The 15,418-nt window shown below is 62.4% G+C and carries 14 protein-coding genes; 5 read left to right on the top strand and 9 right to left on the bottom strand.

What is annotated here, in order from left to right:
• Window positions 1-20 precede the first annotated feature (20 nt).
• The 6 genes from rng to mreB form a co-directional block, all read right to left on the bottom strand.
• A complete protein-coding gene (rng, locus tag ACYAR8_RS20265) occupies window positions 21-1,478 on the bottom strand; it encodes a ribonuclease G (RefSeq protein WP_037012596.1) in 1,458 nt (485 codons plus the stop codon).
• Window positions 1,475-2,086 carry a Maf-like protein gene (locus ACYAR8_RS20260; RefSeq protein ID WP_108120843.1) on the bottom strand — a complete coding sequence of 204 codons (612 nt, stop codon included), beginning with the start codon at window positions 2,084-2,086 and terminating at the stop codon, window positions 1,475-1,477. Before ACYAR8_RS20260 ends, rng begins: the two co-directional genes overlap by 4 nt.
• 346 nt (window positions 2,087-2,432) lie before the next feature.
• The gene (mreD, locus tag ACYAR8_RS20255) at window positions 2,433-2,924 is read right to left on the bottom strand and encodes a rod shape-determining protein MreD (RefSeq protein WP_074755995.1); all 492 of its coding nucleotides are present in this window, start codon (window positions 2,922-2,924) and stop codon (window positions 2,433-2,435) included.
• On the bottom strand, window positions 2,924-4,066 hold the full coding sequence (mreC, locus tag ACYAR8_RS20250) for a rod shape-determining protein MreC (RefSeq protein WP_245760031.1): 1,143 nt from the start codon (window positions 4,064-4,066) through the stop codon (window positions 2,924-2,926). Before mreC ends, mreD begins: the two co-directional genes overlap by 1 nt.
• Before the next feature lie 68 nt (window positions 4,067-4,134).
• Window positions 4,135-4,272 (bottom strand): hypothetical protein, encoded by a 138-nt coding sequence (locus ACYAR8_RS20245; protein WP_192170698.1) that lies wholly within the window; start codon window positions 4,270-4,272, stop codon window positions 4,135-4,137.
• A gap of 16 nt (window positions 4,273-4,288) precedes the next feature.
• Entirely contained in the window at window positions 4,289-5,326 is a 1,038-nt protein-coding gene (gene mreB / locus ACYAR8_RS20240; RefSeq protein WP_020292894.1) for a rod shape-determining protein MreB, read from the bottom strand.
• A 206-nt stretch (window positions 5,327-5,532) separates the two neighbouring features.
• On the opposite strand from mreB, the gene gatC reads away from it, so the two are divergent.
• From gatC to ACYAR8_RS20215, 5 genes are all read left to right on the top strand, one after another.
• Window positions 5,533-5,820, top strand: a complete 288-nt coding sequence (gene gatC / locus ACYAR8_RS20235; RefSeq protein WP_065990114.1) for an Asp-tRNA(Asn)/Glu-tRNA(Gln) amidotransferase subunit GatC — start codon at window positions 5,533-5,535, stop codon at window positions 5,818-5,820.
• A gap of 15 nt (window positions 5,821-5,835) precedes the next feature.
• A complete protein-coding gene (gene gatA, locus ACYAR8_RS20230; RefSeq protein ID WP_463580869.1) occupies window positions 5,836-7,287 on the top strand; it encodes an Asp-tRNA(Asn)/Glu-tRNA(Gln) amidotransferase subunit GatA in 1,452 nt (483 codons plus the stop codon).
• A gap of 11 nt (window positions 7,288-7,298) precedes the next feature.
• Window positions 7,299-8,744, top strand: coding sequence for an Asp-tRNA(Asn)/Glu-tRNA(Gln) amidotransferase subunit GatB (gene gatB / locus ACYAR8_RS20225; protein WP_074886482.1), 1,446 nt, complete (start codon window positions 7,299-7,301; stop codon window positions 8,742-8,744).
• A 168-nt stretch (window positions 8,745-8,912) separates the two neighbouring features.
• Window positions 8,913-9,287 (top strand): septal ring lytic transglycosylase RlpA family protein, encoded by a 375-nt coding sequence (locus ACYAR8_RS20220; protein ID WP_463580868.1) that lies wholly within the window; start codon window positions 8,913-8,915, stop codon window positions 9,285-9,287.
• A 45-nt stretch (window positions 9,288-9,332) separates the two neighbouring features.
• Complete coding sequence (locus ACYAR8_RS20215; RefSeq protein ID WP_463580951.1) at window positions 9,333-10,385, top strand: calcium/sodium antiporter; 1,053 nt, start codon at window positions 9,333-9,335, stop codon at window positions 10,383-10,385.
• 109 nt (window positions 10,386-10,494) lie between these two features.
• Here ACYAR8_RS20215 and ACYAR8_RS20210 read toward each other — a convergent pair whose 3' ends face one another.
• From ACYAR8_RS20210 to ACYAR8_RS20200, 3 genes are all read right to left on the bottom strand, one after another.
• Window positions 10,495-11,436: an AEC family transporter gene (locus tag ACYAR8_RS20210; RefSeq protein WP_265387061.1), complete on the bottom strand. Its 942-nt coding sequence runs from the start codon at window positions 11,434-11,436 to the stop codon at window positions 10,495-10,497.
• 262 nt (window positions 11,437-11,698) lie between these two features.
• Window positions 11,699-13,261: an alkaline phosphatase D family protein gene (locus ACYAR8_RS20205; protein WP_463580867.1), complete on the bottom strand. Its 1,563-nt coding sequence runs from the start codon at window positions 13,259-13,261 to the stop codon at window positions 11,699-11,701.
• 411 nt (window positions 13,262-13,672) lie between these two features.
• Window positions 13,673-15,403, bottom strand: coding sequence for a PTS fructose-like transporter subunit IIB (locus tag ACYAR8_RS20200; protein WP_463580866.1), 1,731 nt, complete (start codon window positions 15,401-15,403; stop codon window positions 13,673-13,675).
• Window positions 15,404-15,418: the final 15 nt, after the last annotated feature.

The following is a 15,418-nucleotide window of genomic DNA, read 5'->3' as shown; positions in this document are numbered from 1 at the left end:
GCGCGGCGCATCACGCACTCTCAGAGCAGCACGACGTCATATTGTTCCTGGGAGTACATGGTCTCGACCTGGAAACGAATGGTCCTGCCAATGAACACTTCCAGTTCGGCCACATTGCCGGATTCTTCGTCAAGCAACCGGTCGACCACTTTCTGATTGGCCAGCACGCGGTAGCCCACCGCCTGATAAGCCCGGGCTTCGCGCAGAATCTCGCGGAATATCTCGTAGCAGATGGTTTCCGGGGTCTTCAGCTTGCCACGGCCCTGGCAACTGCTGCACGGCTCGCAGAGCACTTGCTCCAGGCTTTCCCGGGTGCGCTTGCGCGTCATCTGCACCAGGCCCAGTTCGGTGATGCCGATGATGTTGGTTTTGGCGTGGTCACGCTCAAGCTGTTTTTCGAGGGTCCGCAGCACTTGGCGTTGGTGCTCGGCGTCTTCCATGTCGATGAAATCGATGATGATGATGCCGCCGATATTGCGCAGACGCAGCTGCCGGGCAATGGCAGTCGCTGCTTCAAGATTGGTCTTGAAGATGGTCTCTTCGAGGTTGCGGTGACCGACGAACGCACCGGTGTTCACATCGATGGTGGTCATGGCTTCGGCGGGATCGATGACCAGATAGCCGCCGGACTTGAGCGGTACCTTGCGGTCCAGCGCCCGTTGAATTTCGTCCTCGACGCCGTACAGGTCGAAGATCGGCCGCTCGCCGGGGTAATGCTCAAGGCGATCGGCGATTTCCGGCATCAGCTCAGCGACGAACTGGGTGGTCTTCTGGAAGGTCTCGCGGGAATCGATGCGAATCTTCTCGGTGCGCGGGCTGACCAGATCGCGCAACGTGCGCAGCGCCAGACCGAGGTCTTCGTAAATCACGCTGGCCGGGCTGATGGTTTTGATCTGCTCGCCAATCTGGTCCCACAGCCTGCGCAGGTAGCGGATGTCCATCATGATCTCGTCAGCGCCCGCCCCTTCGGCGGCCGTGCGCAGGATGAACCCGCCCTTCTCCTTGATCCCTTCCTTGGCGACGCAATCGCTGACCACTTGCTTCAGGCGTTCGCGCTCGGCTTCGTCTTCGATTTTCAGGGAAATGCCGACATGGGCCGTGCGCGGCATGTATACGAGGTAGCGCGACGGGATCGACAGCTGGGTCGTCAACCGTGCGCCTTTGCTACCAATCGGGTCCTTGGTGACTTGCACCACCAGACTCTGGCCATCGTGGACCAGCGAGCTGATGGTCTCCACGGCCGGGCCTTCGCGCATGGAGATTTCCGAAGCGTGAATGAACGCCGCACGGTCCAGACCGATGTCGATGAACGCCGCCTGCATGCCAGGCAGCACGCGCACGACTTTGCCCTTGTAGATATTGCCCACGATCCCGCGACGCTGGGTGCGTTCGACGTGCACCTCTTGCAACACCCCGTTCTCAACGACCGCCACGCGCGATTCCATCGGCGTGATGTTGATCAGAATCTCTTCACTCATGACTTGTCACCTTCCGGGCGTTGCCAACAGGGTATGCCGAAACGCTGGAGGATTTCTGCGGTTTCGCACAACGGCAAGCCGACCACGGCGGAATAACTGCCACTGAGGTTTTCCACGAACACCGCGCCCAGGCCTTGAATGCCGTAGCCGCCGGCCTTGTCGCAGGGCTCGCCGCTGGCCCAGTAGCGGCGTGCTTCATCCTCCGGGATCGCCCGGAAGCGGACACGGCTGGTAACGGTTCGGGTTTCGCAGCGCTCTTCGTGCACCACCGCGATGGCGGTCAGGACTTCGTGTTCCCGGTTCGACAGTGCGGCGAGCATCGCCAGCGCCTCGGCTTCGTCCGCCGGCTTGCCGAGGATGCGGCCGTCCAGCACCACGGCGGTGTCGGCGCCCAGGACGCAGGCGGTCGGGTAGGCAGGATCGTTGGCGAGCTGCAGCAGCCCGGCGTCCGCCTTGCCACGGGCCAGCCGCAGGACGTACGCGGCAGGGGGTTCGTTGGCCAGAGGGGTTTCGTCGATGTCGGCGCTGAGGGTCGTGAACGGCACGCCGATCTGGGTTAGAAGCTCACGACGGCGCGGGGAGCCGGAGGCCAGAAGAAGTTGGGGCATGGGACGTCTCCGTGTCGTTGATCACAAGCGTAGCCTTGGTGCACACCGCTGACGTGATGGTGGTCACACCAGCTTCTTCCCTTGTAGGACCGGCTTCAGCCGGGAAAGCGCCGGGTGTAACTCCGCAACATTCATCTGCCGGGGACAGATTAATTTACGGTGAAGCGCTGTAAATAAATCAGTCCCCTTTCCGTTAAAAACACCGCGTTCAAACTGTGGGACCGGCTTTAGCCGGGAAAGCGTCGGGTGTCACACCGCAGAACTGATGGCGCTCACACCGGCCTCTTCCCGGCTCAAGCCGGTCCCACTAAAACAGACCAAAAACGGCCCCACTGAATGGTATTGCTTAGTTGATCTTCAAACGCAGACGCAATCCGCGCAGGCCGTAGCTGACCCATGGCCAGAGCAATGCGCTGACCAACGCCGGCAATACCAGCGCCAGGGTCGGCTGACGATTGCCGGTCAGGGCACTGAGCCATAGCTGCACCAACTGCGCGAGGCCGAAGATCACCAGGAGCACCAGGCACTGCTGCCACATCGGGAACATGCGCAAGCGCTGCTGCAACGACAGCACCAGAAACGTAATCAGCGTGAGGATCAACGCGTTCTGTCCCAGCAACGTGCCGTACAGCACGTCCTCGGCCAGCCCCAGCATCCAAGCCGTGACCATGCCGATCTTGTGCGGCAACGCCAGTGCCCAGAAGGCCAGCAGCAATGCGAGCCACAGCGGGCGAAATATTTCCATGAACTGCGGCAGCGGCGAAACGCTGAGCAGCAGGCCGATGGCGAAGGTCAGCCAGACCACCCAGCCGTTTCGTGCGGGAGCATGACGCGCCATTATTCTTCCCTCTCGCGTGGAGCGGCCGGGGTCGCAGCAGGCGTCGCCGGTCGGGTGGCGGCAGGTTTCGCCGCAGGCTTGGCGGACGGTTTGCTGGTCGCGGGTTTGGCAGGCGTGGTCGCCGCCGGTGCGGTGGTCGCCGGAGCCGGTGCGCCGTTGGCGTTGGCCGGCGTCGACGAAGCACTGTGCCCGGCAGGCTTGGGCACGGTCGCGGGAACAACCGCCTTGTTCGGCGTGGCAGCAGGAGCGGCACCCGGCACAGTGGCCGATGGCACCGCCGCCGGGTCAGCCGCCTGACGATCGAGCGATTCCTGCTGCTGCGCAGCGTCGGCAGCGCGCTCTTCAGGGGAACGGCCGTCCGAGAACACCAGCAACAGATAACGGCTGCGGTTCAGCGCCGCCGTTGGCACCGCTCGCACGATGGCAAAGGGCTGGCCGGAGTCGTGGATCACTTCCTTCACCGTCGCCACCGGATAACCCGCCGGGAAGCGCTGACCCAGACCGGAACTCACCAGCAGGTCGCCTTCCTTGATGTCAGCGGTGTCCGCCACATGGCGCAGCTCGAGACGTTCCGGGTTGCCGGTGCCGCTGGCAATCGCGCGCAGCCCGTTGCGGTTCACCTGCACCGGAATGCTATGGGTGGTGTCGGTCAGCAGCAGCACGCGGGACGTGTAGGGCATCAACTCGACCACCTGCCCCATCAGGCCGCGGGCATCGAGCACTGGCTGACCGAGGACCACGCCGTCGCGCTCACCCTTGTTGATGATGATCCGGTGGGTGAACGGGTTGGGGTCCATGCCGATCAGCTCGGCGACTTCGACCTTCTCGTTGACCAGTGCCGACGAGTTCAGAAGCTCGCGCAGGCGAACGTTCTGCTCGGTCAAGGCAGCCAGCTTTTGCAGGCGGCCTTGCAGCAGCAGGTTCTCGGTCTTGAGTTTTTCGTTTTCGGCGGCAAGCTCGGTGCGGCTGCCAAACTGGCTGGCGACGCCCTGATACAGACGCTCGGGCAGGTCGGCAATCCAGTAAGACTGCATCAGCACCAGCGACATCTGACTGCGGACAGGTTTGAGCAGGGTGAAACGTGCGTCCACGACCATGATGGCCACAGACAGCACGACCAGCACCAGTAGACGGACGCCCAGGGACGGGCCCTTGGAGAAAAGCGGTTTAATGGGCCGCTCCTTCCAGAGATGCGTGAATCTTGCTGTGCTTATTCATGCGACATGAAACCGGCCTGATGCGGATTGATGGAAATGCAGGGCGTCAGACTTGCAACATCGCTGCGCGACGTCAACAGGTCGGACACGAACAGGCAGCACGGTGAGGTGCTGCCCGTTAAGCGCAACATGCTGCGTTCCGGCGACTTATTCGCTGGAGAGCAGGTCCATGGTGTGCTTGTCCATCATTTCCAGCGCACGACCACCGCCACGCGCGACGCAGGTCAGCGGGTCTTCGGCCACGATCACCGGCAGACCGGTTTCCTGGGCCAGCAGCTTGTCCAGGTCACGCAGCAACGCGCCACCACCGGTCAGCACCAGACCGCGCTCGGCGATGTCCGAAGCCAGCTCCGGCGGGGATTGTTCAAGCGCGCTCTTCACGGCCTGAACGATGGTTGCAAGGGATTCCTGCAACGCTTCCAGCACTTCGTTGGAGTTCAGGGTGAAAGCACGTGGCACGCCTTCAGCCAGGTTGCGACCGCGTACGTCGACTTCGCGCACTTCGCCGCCCGGGTACGCCGTGCCGATTTCCTGCTTGATACGCTCGGCGGTGGATTCGCCGATCAGGCTGCCGTAGTTGCGACGCACATAAGTGATGATCGCTTCGTCGAAACGGTCGCCACCCACGCGGACGGATTCGGCATACACGACGCCGTTCAGGGAGATCAGCGCGATTTCAGTGGTACCGCCACCGATGTCGACAACCATCGAGCCGCGGGCCTCTTCGACCGGCAGACCGGCACCGATGGCTGCGGCCATTGGTTCTTCGATCAGGAACACTTCACGTGCGCCGGCGCCCAGAGCGGATTCGCGAATGGCGCGACGCTCGACCTGGGTCGATTTGCACGGGACGCAGATCAGCACTCGGGGGCTTGGCTGCAGGAAGCTGTTCTCGTGAACCTTGTTGATGAAGTACTGAAGCATTTTTTCGCAGACGCTGAAGTCGGCGATAACGCCGTCTTTCATCGGGCGAATGGCAGCAATGTTGCCCGGGGTACGGCCCAGCATCCGCTTGGCTTCCATCCCGACAGCAACAACGCTCTTCTGATTTCCGTGGGTCCGAATGGCCACAACTGATGGCTCATTCAGCACAATGCCGCGCTCACGCACGTAAATAAGGGTGTTGGCAGTGCCCAGGTCGATGGAAAGATCGCTGGAAAACATGCCACGCAGTTTCTTGAACATGGGGAAAGGACCCTAGGCAACGCGTGGGTAAAAAAGTGCGGCAAACTCTAACAACGACAGGGATTTTGGGCAAGGAGCCAATATGTTAAATTGGCGGTTTTCCGAGCACTACCCTCGAAGATCGCGGCCTTATGACCGTTTAAAGGGCGTAGTGTTCCGCAATCTGACGTACGGTTCACCCCGTGCGCATTCCACTGGAGAACCCCATGGCGCTTGATCGCTCCGACGTGGAAAAAATCGCTCATCTGGCCCGACTGGGCCTCAATGACGCCGATATCCCGCGTACTACTGAAGCACTGAACAGCATTCTCGGGCTGATTGACCAGATGCAGGCGGTCGATACCACCGGCATCGAGCCCCTCGCACATCCCCTTGAAGCCTCGCAACGCCTGCGTGTAGACGCCGTTACCGAGATCAATCATCGCGATACCTATCAAGCCATCGCACCAGCGGTCCAAGACGGCCTTTATCTGGTTCCGAAAGTCCTCGACTAAGGGAATGTGCCTGCAATGCATCAAATGACTCTGGCAGAGATCGCTCGCGGACTCGCCGATAAAAAGTTTTCCTCCGAAGAATTGACCCGCAATCTGCTGGCGCGCATCGCTCAGTTGGATCCGCAGCTCAATAGCTTCATTACTGTCACCGAGGACCTGGCGATCACCCAGGCTCAGGCTGCTGACGCCCGTCGCGCGGCAGGCGAAACCGGCGCACTGCTGGGGGCCCCACTGGCGCACAAGGACCTCTTCTGCACCAAGGGCATTCGCACCAGTTGCGCGTCGAAGATGCTCGACAACTTCAAGGCGCCCTACGACGCCTCTGTGGTTGCCAGGCTCGCCGCCGCCGGCACCGTGACCCTGGGCAAGACCAACATGGACGAATTCGCCATGGGGTCGGCCAACGAATCCAGCCATTACGGCGCGGTGAAAAACCCATGGAACCTGCAACACGTCCCGGGCGGTTCGTCCGGCGGTTCGGCGGCGGCTGTCGCGGCGCGTCTGCTGCCTGGCGCCACCGGCACCGACACTGGCGGCTCCATTCGCCAGCCTGCTGCGCTGACCAACCTCACCGGCCTTAAGCCGACTTATGGTCGCGTGTCGCGCTGGGGCATGATCGCCTACGCCTCCAGCCTTGATCAGGCCGGCCCGATGGCGCGCACCGCTGAAGACTGCGCGTTGCTGCTGCAAGGCATGGCCGGTTTCGACGTCAACGACTCCACCAGCATCGACGAGCCCGTGCCGGATTACAGCGCAGGCCTCAATGCTTCGCTGCAAGGCCTGCGCATTGGCGTACCGAAGGAATACTTCAGCGCCGGTCTCGACCCGCGCATCGCCGATCTGGTCATGGCCAGCGTCGAAGAGCTGAAAAAGCTCGGCGCCGTGGTCAAGGAAATCAGCCTGCCGAACCTGCAACACGCGATTCCGGCTTACTACGTGATCGCGCCGGCCGAGGCTTCTTCCAACCTGTCGCGTTTCGACGGCGTACGCTTCGGCTATCGCTGCGAAGACCCGAAAGACCTCACCGATCTGTACAAGCGCTCCCGCGGCGAAGGCTTCGGCCCTGAAGTGCAGCGCCGGATCATGGTCGGTGCCTACGCGCTGTCAGCCGGTTACTACGACGCTTACTACCTGCAGGCGCAGAAAATCCGCCGCCTGATCAAGAACGACTTCATGAACGCGTTCGCCGAAGTCGACGTGATCCTTGGCCCGACCACGCCGAACCCGGCCTGGAAAATCGGCGCCAAGAATGCCGACCCGATCGCCGAGTATCTGGAAGACTTCTACACCATCACCGCTAACCTCGCGGGCCTGCCGGGCCTGTCGATGCCTGCCGGTTTCGCCGACGGCCTGCCGGTAGGCGTGCAATTGCTGGCGCCGTATTTCCAGGAAGGCCGCTTGCTGAACGTTGCCCATCAATATCAGCAAGTAACCGATTGGCACACCCGCTCGCCGGCTGGCTTCTAAGGAGAAAACACATGCAATGGGAAGTCGTCATCGGGCTGGAGATTCACACCCAGCTCACCACCCAATCGAAGATTTTCTCCGGTAGCGCCACCACGTTCGGCTCCGAGCCGAATACTCAGGCCAGCCTCGTCGACCTGGGCATGCCCGGCACGTTGCCGGTGCTGAACAAGGAAGCCGTGCAGATGGCGGTCAAGTTCGGCCTGGCCATCGATGCCGAGATCGGTCAGCACAACGTGTTCGCCCGCAAGAATTACTTCTACCCGGACCTGCCGAAGGGTTATCAGATCAGCCAGATGGAATTGCCGATCGTTGGCAAGGGGCATCTGGATATCACCCTGGAAGACGGCACCATCAAGCGCATCGGCGTGACTCGCGCTCACCTTGAAGAAGACGCCGGCAAAAGCCTGCACGAAGACTACAGCGGCATGACCGGCATCGATCTGAACCGCGCCGGTACGCCGTTGCTGGAGATCGTTTCCGAGCCGGACATGCGTTCGGCCAAAGAAGCCGTCGCCTACGTCAAGGCGATGCATGCGCTGGTTCGCTACCTCGGCATCTGCGACGGCAACATGGCTGAAGGCTCGCTGCGCTGCGACTGCAACGTGTCGATTCGCCCGAAAGGCCAAGTCGAGTACGGGACGCGATGCGAGATCAAGAACGTCAACTCGTTTCGCTTCATCGAGAAGGCGATCAACAGCGAGATCCAGCGCCAGATCGACCTGATCGAAGACGGCGGCAAGGTCATTCAGCAGACCCGCCTGTACGACCCGAACACCAACGAAACCCGCGCCATGCGCAGCAAAGAGGAAGCCAACGACTACCGTTACTTCCCCGATCCTGACCTGTTGCCGGTGATCATCGAAGACGCGTTTCTGGAGCAGACCCGCGCCACCCTGCCGGAACTGCCACCGCAGAAACGCGAGCGCTTCCAGTCGCAGTTCGGCTTGTCGCTGTATGACGCGAGCGTGTTGGCTTCGAGCCGCGAACAGGCGGACTTCTTCGAGAAGGTCGTCAGCATTTCCGGCGACGCGAAGCTCGCGGCCAACTGGGTGATGGTCGAGTTGGGTTCGTTGCTGAACAAGCAAGGCGTCGAGATCGACGAGTCGCCAGTCACCGCCGAACAGTTGGGCGGCATGCTGCTGCGCATCAAGGACAACACCATTTCCGGCAAGATCGCGAAGATGGTGTTCGAGGGCATGGCCAATGGTGAGGGCAGCGCCGATGAGATCATCGATCAGCGCGGTCTGAAGCAGGTTACGGACAGCGGCGCCATCGAGTCGATGCTGGACGACGTCCTCGCCGCCAACGCCGAACAGGTCGAGCAATATCGAGCGGCTGATGAAGCCAAACGCGGCAAGATGTTCGGCTTCTTCGTCGGGCAAGCGATGAAGGCATCGAAAGGCAAGGCCAACCCGGGCCAGGTCAACGAACTGCTGAAGCGCAAGCTGGAAGGCTGAGTGCATAACCTGTAGGAGTGACCGGGGTGGCGCTCCACCTTGCCCGCGAAGACGGTGTTTCAGTCGCTAAATCGGTAGCGGATGTACCGGCCTCTTCGCGGGCAAGCGCGCTCCTACAGGGAACTGCGTTTACTCGTTATCAGCATATTTCTGTAGGGACCCTCCCCCATGAGGCGAATCCTCGGCGCTTGCGCCCTGCTCTCCTTGCTGGCCGGCTGCGCCAGTGACGGCATCATCGACCCGCACGGCTACAACGCCACCGGCGGCGCCTCGTATTACGGCGTGCAACATCAAGGTCAGCGCACCGCCAGCGGTGAACGCTTCGACGCCAATTCCCTGACCGCCGCGCACCGGCAATTGCCGTTCGGCACGCGCGTGCAGGTCACCAATCTGGACAACGACCGCAAGGTCATCGTCCGTATCAACGACCGCGGCCCGCACACCCGGGGGCGGCTGATCGATGTGTCACGTGCAGCCGCCGCACAATTGGGTATGCTGCGCAGCGGAACCGCCCAAGTGCGGGTACAAGCCCTCGACGACTGACTGGTGCCCTGAATTCTCGCCCTAACGAATCTGCCCCTGCCCACGCTGATCGAGCTGGTCTGCGGCCTGTTGTTGATGATCATCGGCGCGCAACTGTCGGTGCGCGCGGCCGTGGCCCTGGCCGCCCTGCTCAAAACCCGCCCGCTGTTCCTCGGCCTGACCGTCGTCGCACTGGGCAGCAGTGCCCCGCAACTGGCGGTCGGTCTGCAAGCGGCGTTCACTGACAGCACTGACATTGCGGTCGGCAGCGTCATCGGCAGCAACATTTTCAACGTGCTGGTGACCCTGGGGCTGTCTGCCCTGATCATCCCGCTGCGCGTGGCACGGCAACTGGTGCGCGTTGATCTGCCGCTGATGATTGCGGCCACCGCACTGGTCGCGGCGCTGGCGTGGAACGGCGAGCTGAGCGCACTGGATGGCGTCGTGCTGTTGCTGGGCATGGCTGCGTATCTGTTCGTCGTGGTCCGTCAGTTCGCCCACGGCGCGCGGCATGTGCCGAGAACCGACCTTGAGCCGCGCCGGCGGATCTGGCCATTACTCGGCAGACTCGCGCTGATGGCCTGCGGCCTGGCGCTGCTGACGTTGGGCAGTCATCTACTGGTCGGCGCGGCGGTTTCGGTGGCCCTGGATCTGGGCCTGTCGGAGCGGGTGATCGGCCTGACCGTGATCGCGGTCGCGACCTCGCTGCCCGCGCTGATGACGTCGCTGGTCGCGGCATTGCGCGGCGAGCGGGATATCGCGGTGGGCAACATCATCGGCAGCAACCTGTTCAACCTGCTAGGGGTGCTCGGCATCACGGCGCTGATTTCCACCGGGCCGTTGTCGATCTCACCCAATGCGCTGGATTTCGATTTGCCGGTGATGCTGGGCGTCGCGGCGCTATGCGTGCCGCTGTTCTATTCGGGGTATCGAATCACCCGGCTGGAGGGGCTGTTGCTGCTCGGGCTTTACGCGGTGTACGGGCTGCACATCGTTTCGTTTACCACGGGCATGCCCCTGGCCGAGCGGCTGGAGCGTTTGATGATTCACTACGCGCTGCCGGTGATTGCGCTGTGTGTCGTCGTGGGGACGGTGCGGGCGTGGCGGCGTCAGCATTGAGCACTGACAAATTGTAGGAGCGCGCTTGCCCGCGATTGCGGTGGATCAGCAGACAATGCGCCGACTGACGAAATCTATTCGCGGGCAAGCGCGCTCCTACAGGTCTGAGTTAAATCCACCCGCCCCACTGCAGAATGAATATCCCGACATTGGTCGTTACCGCCGCGGCCAGGGTGGTCATGACGATGATTGACGCCGCCAGTTCGTGATTACCATTGGCCGCGCGGACCATGACGAAACTGGCGGACGCCGTCGGGGCGCCGAAGTACAGAAACAGAATCCCCAGCTCGGCGTGACGGAAGCCCAGCAACCAAGCGCCCAGCGTGCAGATCAGCGGCAGCCAGACCATCTTCATCAGGCTCGCGCTGATCGCCACCGTGCCGCTCTCTCGCAACGACTTCAACGACAGCGTGCCGCCGATGCACATCAGCGCCAGCGGCAGGGTCATCTGCGCCAGGTAGCTGCCGGACGTGTCGAGCCATTTCGGGAGCGGAATCTGGAAGTAGGCGAACGGCGCGGCAATGACAATGCTGATGATCAGCGGATTGGCCATGACGCTCTTGGTGATGCTCCACGGGTCGGACTTGATGACCGGGCTGTAGACCGCCAGCACGACTGTGGACAGGGTGTTGTAGAAAAGGATGACCAGCGCGGCAAGGATCGCACCGAGGGAAATGCCGTAATCGCCATACATGCTCGCGGCCAGGGCGAGGCCGATGACACCGTTGTTGCCGCGAAACGCCCCTTGGGTGTAAGTGCCACGCTCGGCGAACGGCACGCGGTAAATGGCCCAACCCCACGACAGCGCAAAACCCGCCAGCGTGGCGACGATGAAGTAGATCAGAACGCCCGGCTGAAACGCCGCGTGGAGGTCAGCGTGAATGATCCCCAGAAACAGCAGCGCCGGCATGGTGCAGTTGAACACCAGCGAGGAGGCGGTGTGGATAAAACTGTCGTCGATCCAGCCAACGCGCTTGAGCAACACACCGAGAAACAGCATCGCGAAGACAGGCGCCGTGATGTTCAGGGTTTCCAGAAAGATTGCCAGCATGCACACCAAACCCTGAGCCGTCGTTAGGTGGCTAATGATAGGCCAGCGGCGAGGGAAGTGTTACCGGCAATTGCCTGGTTATCGTACGACTGATCAAGAAGCGGGACCGCATTGCCTGTAGGAGCGCGGCTTGTCCCGCGATCGGCTGCGAAGCAGTCGTGAATTCGGTAAATGCGGTACCTCAGACATCACCGTGTTTACAGGTTTTGCTGCCGCTTCGCGCCAGATCGCGGGACAAGCCACGCTCCTACGGGGTATTGCGTCAGGCCTGATTGGCCGGTTGCAGCTTCTTCTCAAACACCGAAACCCCGTCCAGATCCCGCAGCGTCACGGTCATCGCTCCGCTTTGGCCGTCGATGTTCACCTCACCAAAAAACTGGAAGCCGGCAAACGGTGAGGTGTTCTGCGCCGGCGGAGCCTTCTGGAATACCAGCTCAGGGCCAAAGGTCTTGTCGAGGGTGTTAGGCCCATAACTGCCCGCATTCAGAGGCCCGGCGACAAACTCCCAGAACGGGTCGAAATCCTGAAACACCGCCTGATCCGGGTGGTAGTGGTGAGCCGCGCAGTAATGCACGTCAGCGGTCAGCCAGACGGTGTCGCGGATCTTTTGTTGGCGCAGGAACCCGAGCAGTTCGGCGACCTCCAGTTCGCGGCCTTTTGGCGCGCCGTCGTCTCCGTTGGCGATGGCCTCCCAACGCATCACGCCGGGGCTGATCTCGCCGTCGGGCACACCGAGGCCGATGGGCATGTCGGCGGCAATGACCTTCCACTGAGCGCCGGAAGCTTGAAGTTCGCGCTTGAGCCAATCCAGTTGCTCGCGGCCGAGAAACGCGGTGGTCGGCCCGGCCTTGTCGGCCAGATTGGCGTCGTTGCCATCACGGTAGCTGCGCATGTCGAGCACGAACACGTCCAGCATCGGGCCGTAAGCGATCTTGCGGTAGACACGCCCGCAGTTGTCGGCGCTCTGCAGGCGCATCGGCGCGTATTCGAGAAACGCCTGACGCCCGCGGGCTGCCAATAACTGGATGTCCTTGACCTTGTAGCGGTCGTCGAGCTGCTTGCTCGGTGACCAGTTGTTGGTCACTTCGTGGTCGTCCCACTGCCAGATCTGCGGGACCTCGGCGTTGAAGCGACGCATATTCTCGTCCATCAGGTTGTAGCGGTAGGCGCCGCGGTACTCGTCGAGGGTTTCCGCGACCTTGCTCTTCTCTTCGGTGGTGATGTTGCGCCAGACGCGCCCGCCTTCGGTGACCACTTCGGCAGGCACCGGGCCGTCGGCGTAAATGGTGTCGCCGCTGTGGATGAAGAAGTCCGGCAAGCGCAGGCGCATGGCTTCATAGATGCGCATGCCACCGATCTCGGGGTTGATGCCGAAGCCCTGGCCGACGGTGTCGCCGCTCCAGACGAAGCGGATATTGCGGCGATTGACCGGTACGCTGCGCAGATGACCGAACCAGGGTTCGCTGGCGACGCCGGTCTGCGCGTCCTCGAAGAACACGCGGTAGAAAATGGCTTGATCCGCCGGCAGGCCGGTCAGTTCGACGCGTGCGGTGAAGTCAGAGCGCTGGTCAGCGAGCAGCGAGACCGTGCGGCGGGGGTTGGTGAACATGCTGCGGGTGTCCCATTCGACCACCATACGCGCAGGCCGGTCGCTGCGGCTCCAGACCATGGCGCGGTCGCCGAGCACGTCGCCGGACTGCACGCCGTCGGTCATCTTCGGGCGATCCTTCACTGACGCGATTACCGCGGGCGCAAGACCCGGCAACAACAATCCAGCGCCAGCGGCCTGGATGATACGGCGGCGAGTCAGGTCGAACCGGGACATGTTTATCCTCCTCAAGCGAATGCCAAAGAGAGGACGCTAGCAGCGGATTGTTTGCGGGAGATGACAGGGAACTAGATGGCGGGCTTAACGCAAAACTGTAGGAGCGCGCTTGCCCGCGAAGATCTTGGTACATCCGACACCTCTTCAGCGCCAGGCGTATCGCGTTCGCGGGCAAGCGCGCTCCTACAATTGATCGTGTCCGGCCGCGGAATTCCGGGGCGCACTCAGCCCCCTGTAGGAGTGAGCTTGCTCGCGAATACGCCCTGACATCCAGCACATCTCCGCCGGCCAGACCCGAACTTGTGGGACCGGCTTTAGCCGGGAATGCGTCGGCACTCACACCAAAAATCTGATGGCGAACACACCGACCTCTTCCCGGCTAAAGCCGGTCCTACATTAAAATGCCCGCGGTTATGCGCCGGCCGGCACCGCGTCAAGCTCTGCGGTTTCAGGCCGTTTCAGCAGCGCGTACAGCACGCCAGTCACGACGCTGCCTGCCACGATCGCCAGCAGGTACAGCAGCGCATGGTTAATCGCATTCGGGATCAGCAGCACGAACAAACCACCGTGGGGCGCCATCAGTTTGCAGCCGAAGAACATCGACAGCGCACCGGTCAGCGCGCCGCCCGCGATGCTCGCCGGGATCACCCGAAGCGGGTCTTTCGCGGCAAACGGAATCGCGCCCTCGGAGATGAAGCACAGCCCCAGCACGAAGGCCGCTTTGCCCGCCTCACGTTCGCTCTGGGCAAACTTGCGTCGGGCAATCAACGCGGCGATACCCATACCAATCGGCGGCACCATGCCGGCAGCCATCGTCGCGGCCATCGGCGCGCCGCTGCTGGAGGCCAGCAAGCCCACGGAGAACGCATAGGACGCCTTGTTGATCGGCCCACCCAGATCCACACACATCATCGCGCCCAGCAGCACGCCGAGCAGCACCGCGTTCGCCGTGCCCATGGTATCGAGGAAGTGGGTCAGTCCTTCGAGCATGCCGGCGACAGGCTTGCCTACCACGTAAATCATGACCAGCCCGGTGAACAGGCTCGCCAGCAGCGGAATGATCAGAATCGGCTTCAAGGCTTCGACACTGGCCGGCAGCTTCGCGTAACGATTGACCGCCCAGGCGCTGTAGCCCGCCAAGAATCCCGCGATGATCCCGCCAATGAAGCCGGCGCCCAGGGTGCTCGCCAGCAGCCCGCCGATCATCCCCGGCGCAAGGCCCGGACGGTCCGCGATGGAATAAGCGATGTAACCGGCCAGCAACGGCACCATCAACTGGAACGCCGCGCCCGCGCCGATCTGTTTCAGCGCCGCCGCCAACGTCCCCGGTTCCTCTGCCGCGTGAATGCCGAACACGAACGACAGCGCAATCAGCAAACCGCCGGCCACCACCATCGGCAACATGAACGACACGCCGGTGAGCAGGTGTTTGTAGACGCCGGTCTTTTCCTTTTTGGAGGACGCTTTGGATGCCGAAGCGGTGGACTCGACCTCAGCTTCCGCCAGCGCCTTTTTCAGCGTCGCTTCAGCTTGCTTGAGCGCAATACCGGTGCCGCAGCGATAGATGCGCTTGCCGGCGAAACGCTCGGTGGCGACTTCGATATCACACGCCAGCAGCACCACATCGGCGTCGGCAATGGCCTGGGCGCTGAGCGGATTACGCGCACCGACCGAGCCCTGGGTTTCCACCTGCAGGTCATAGCCGAGCTTTTTCGCCGCCTGCTGAATCGCCTCGGCGGCCATGAACGTGTGAGCGACGCCGGTCGGGCACGCCGTCACTGCCACCAGACGCGGCTGCGCGCTAGGCGTAGCAGACGGGGCGGACGTCGCGGTGTGCTCGGTCGCCAGCGCCGCTGCTGAACGCAGAAAGCCATCGGCGTCCTGCAACGCCTGCGCGGGCGTGGCCTGATACAGGCGCTTGCCGGAGAAGCGCGCCAGGTCCAGCGTGCCGGTGTTGACCACCAGCACCCAGTCCGCCGCTTCGATGTCGCCCGGCGACAGTTGCTTTTCCGGATGACGCGGATCGTGGATCTCGACGCTGGTGCTCCAACCCTGGCGTTGGGCCGCCGCATCCAGCAGACGGGCACTGAGGACGCTGCTGATTTTGCCGTTCGGACAGGCCGTAACGATGGCTAACTTCATCACACTTCCTCTCTT

It is taken from the genome of Pseudomonas sp. HP_01, assembly GCF_055284355.1.
The sequence above is the reverse complement of the archived record's forward strand: the minus strand, read 5'-3'. Positions and strand labels throughout refer to the sequence as shown.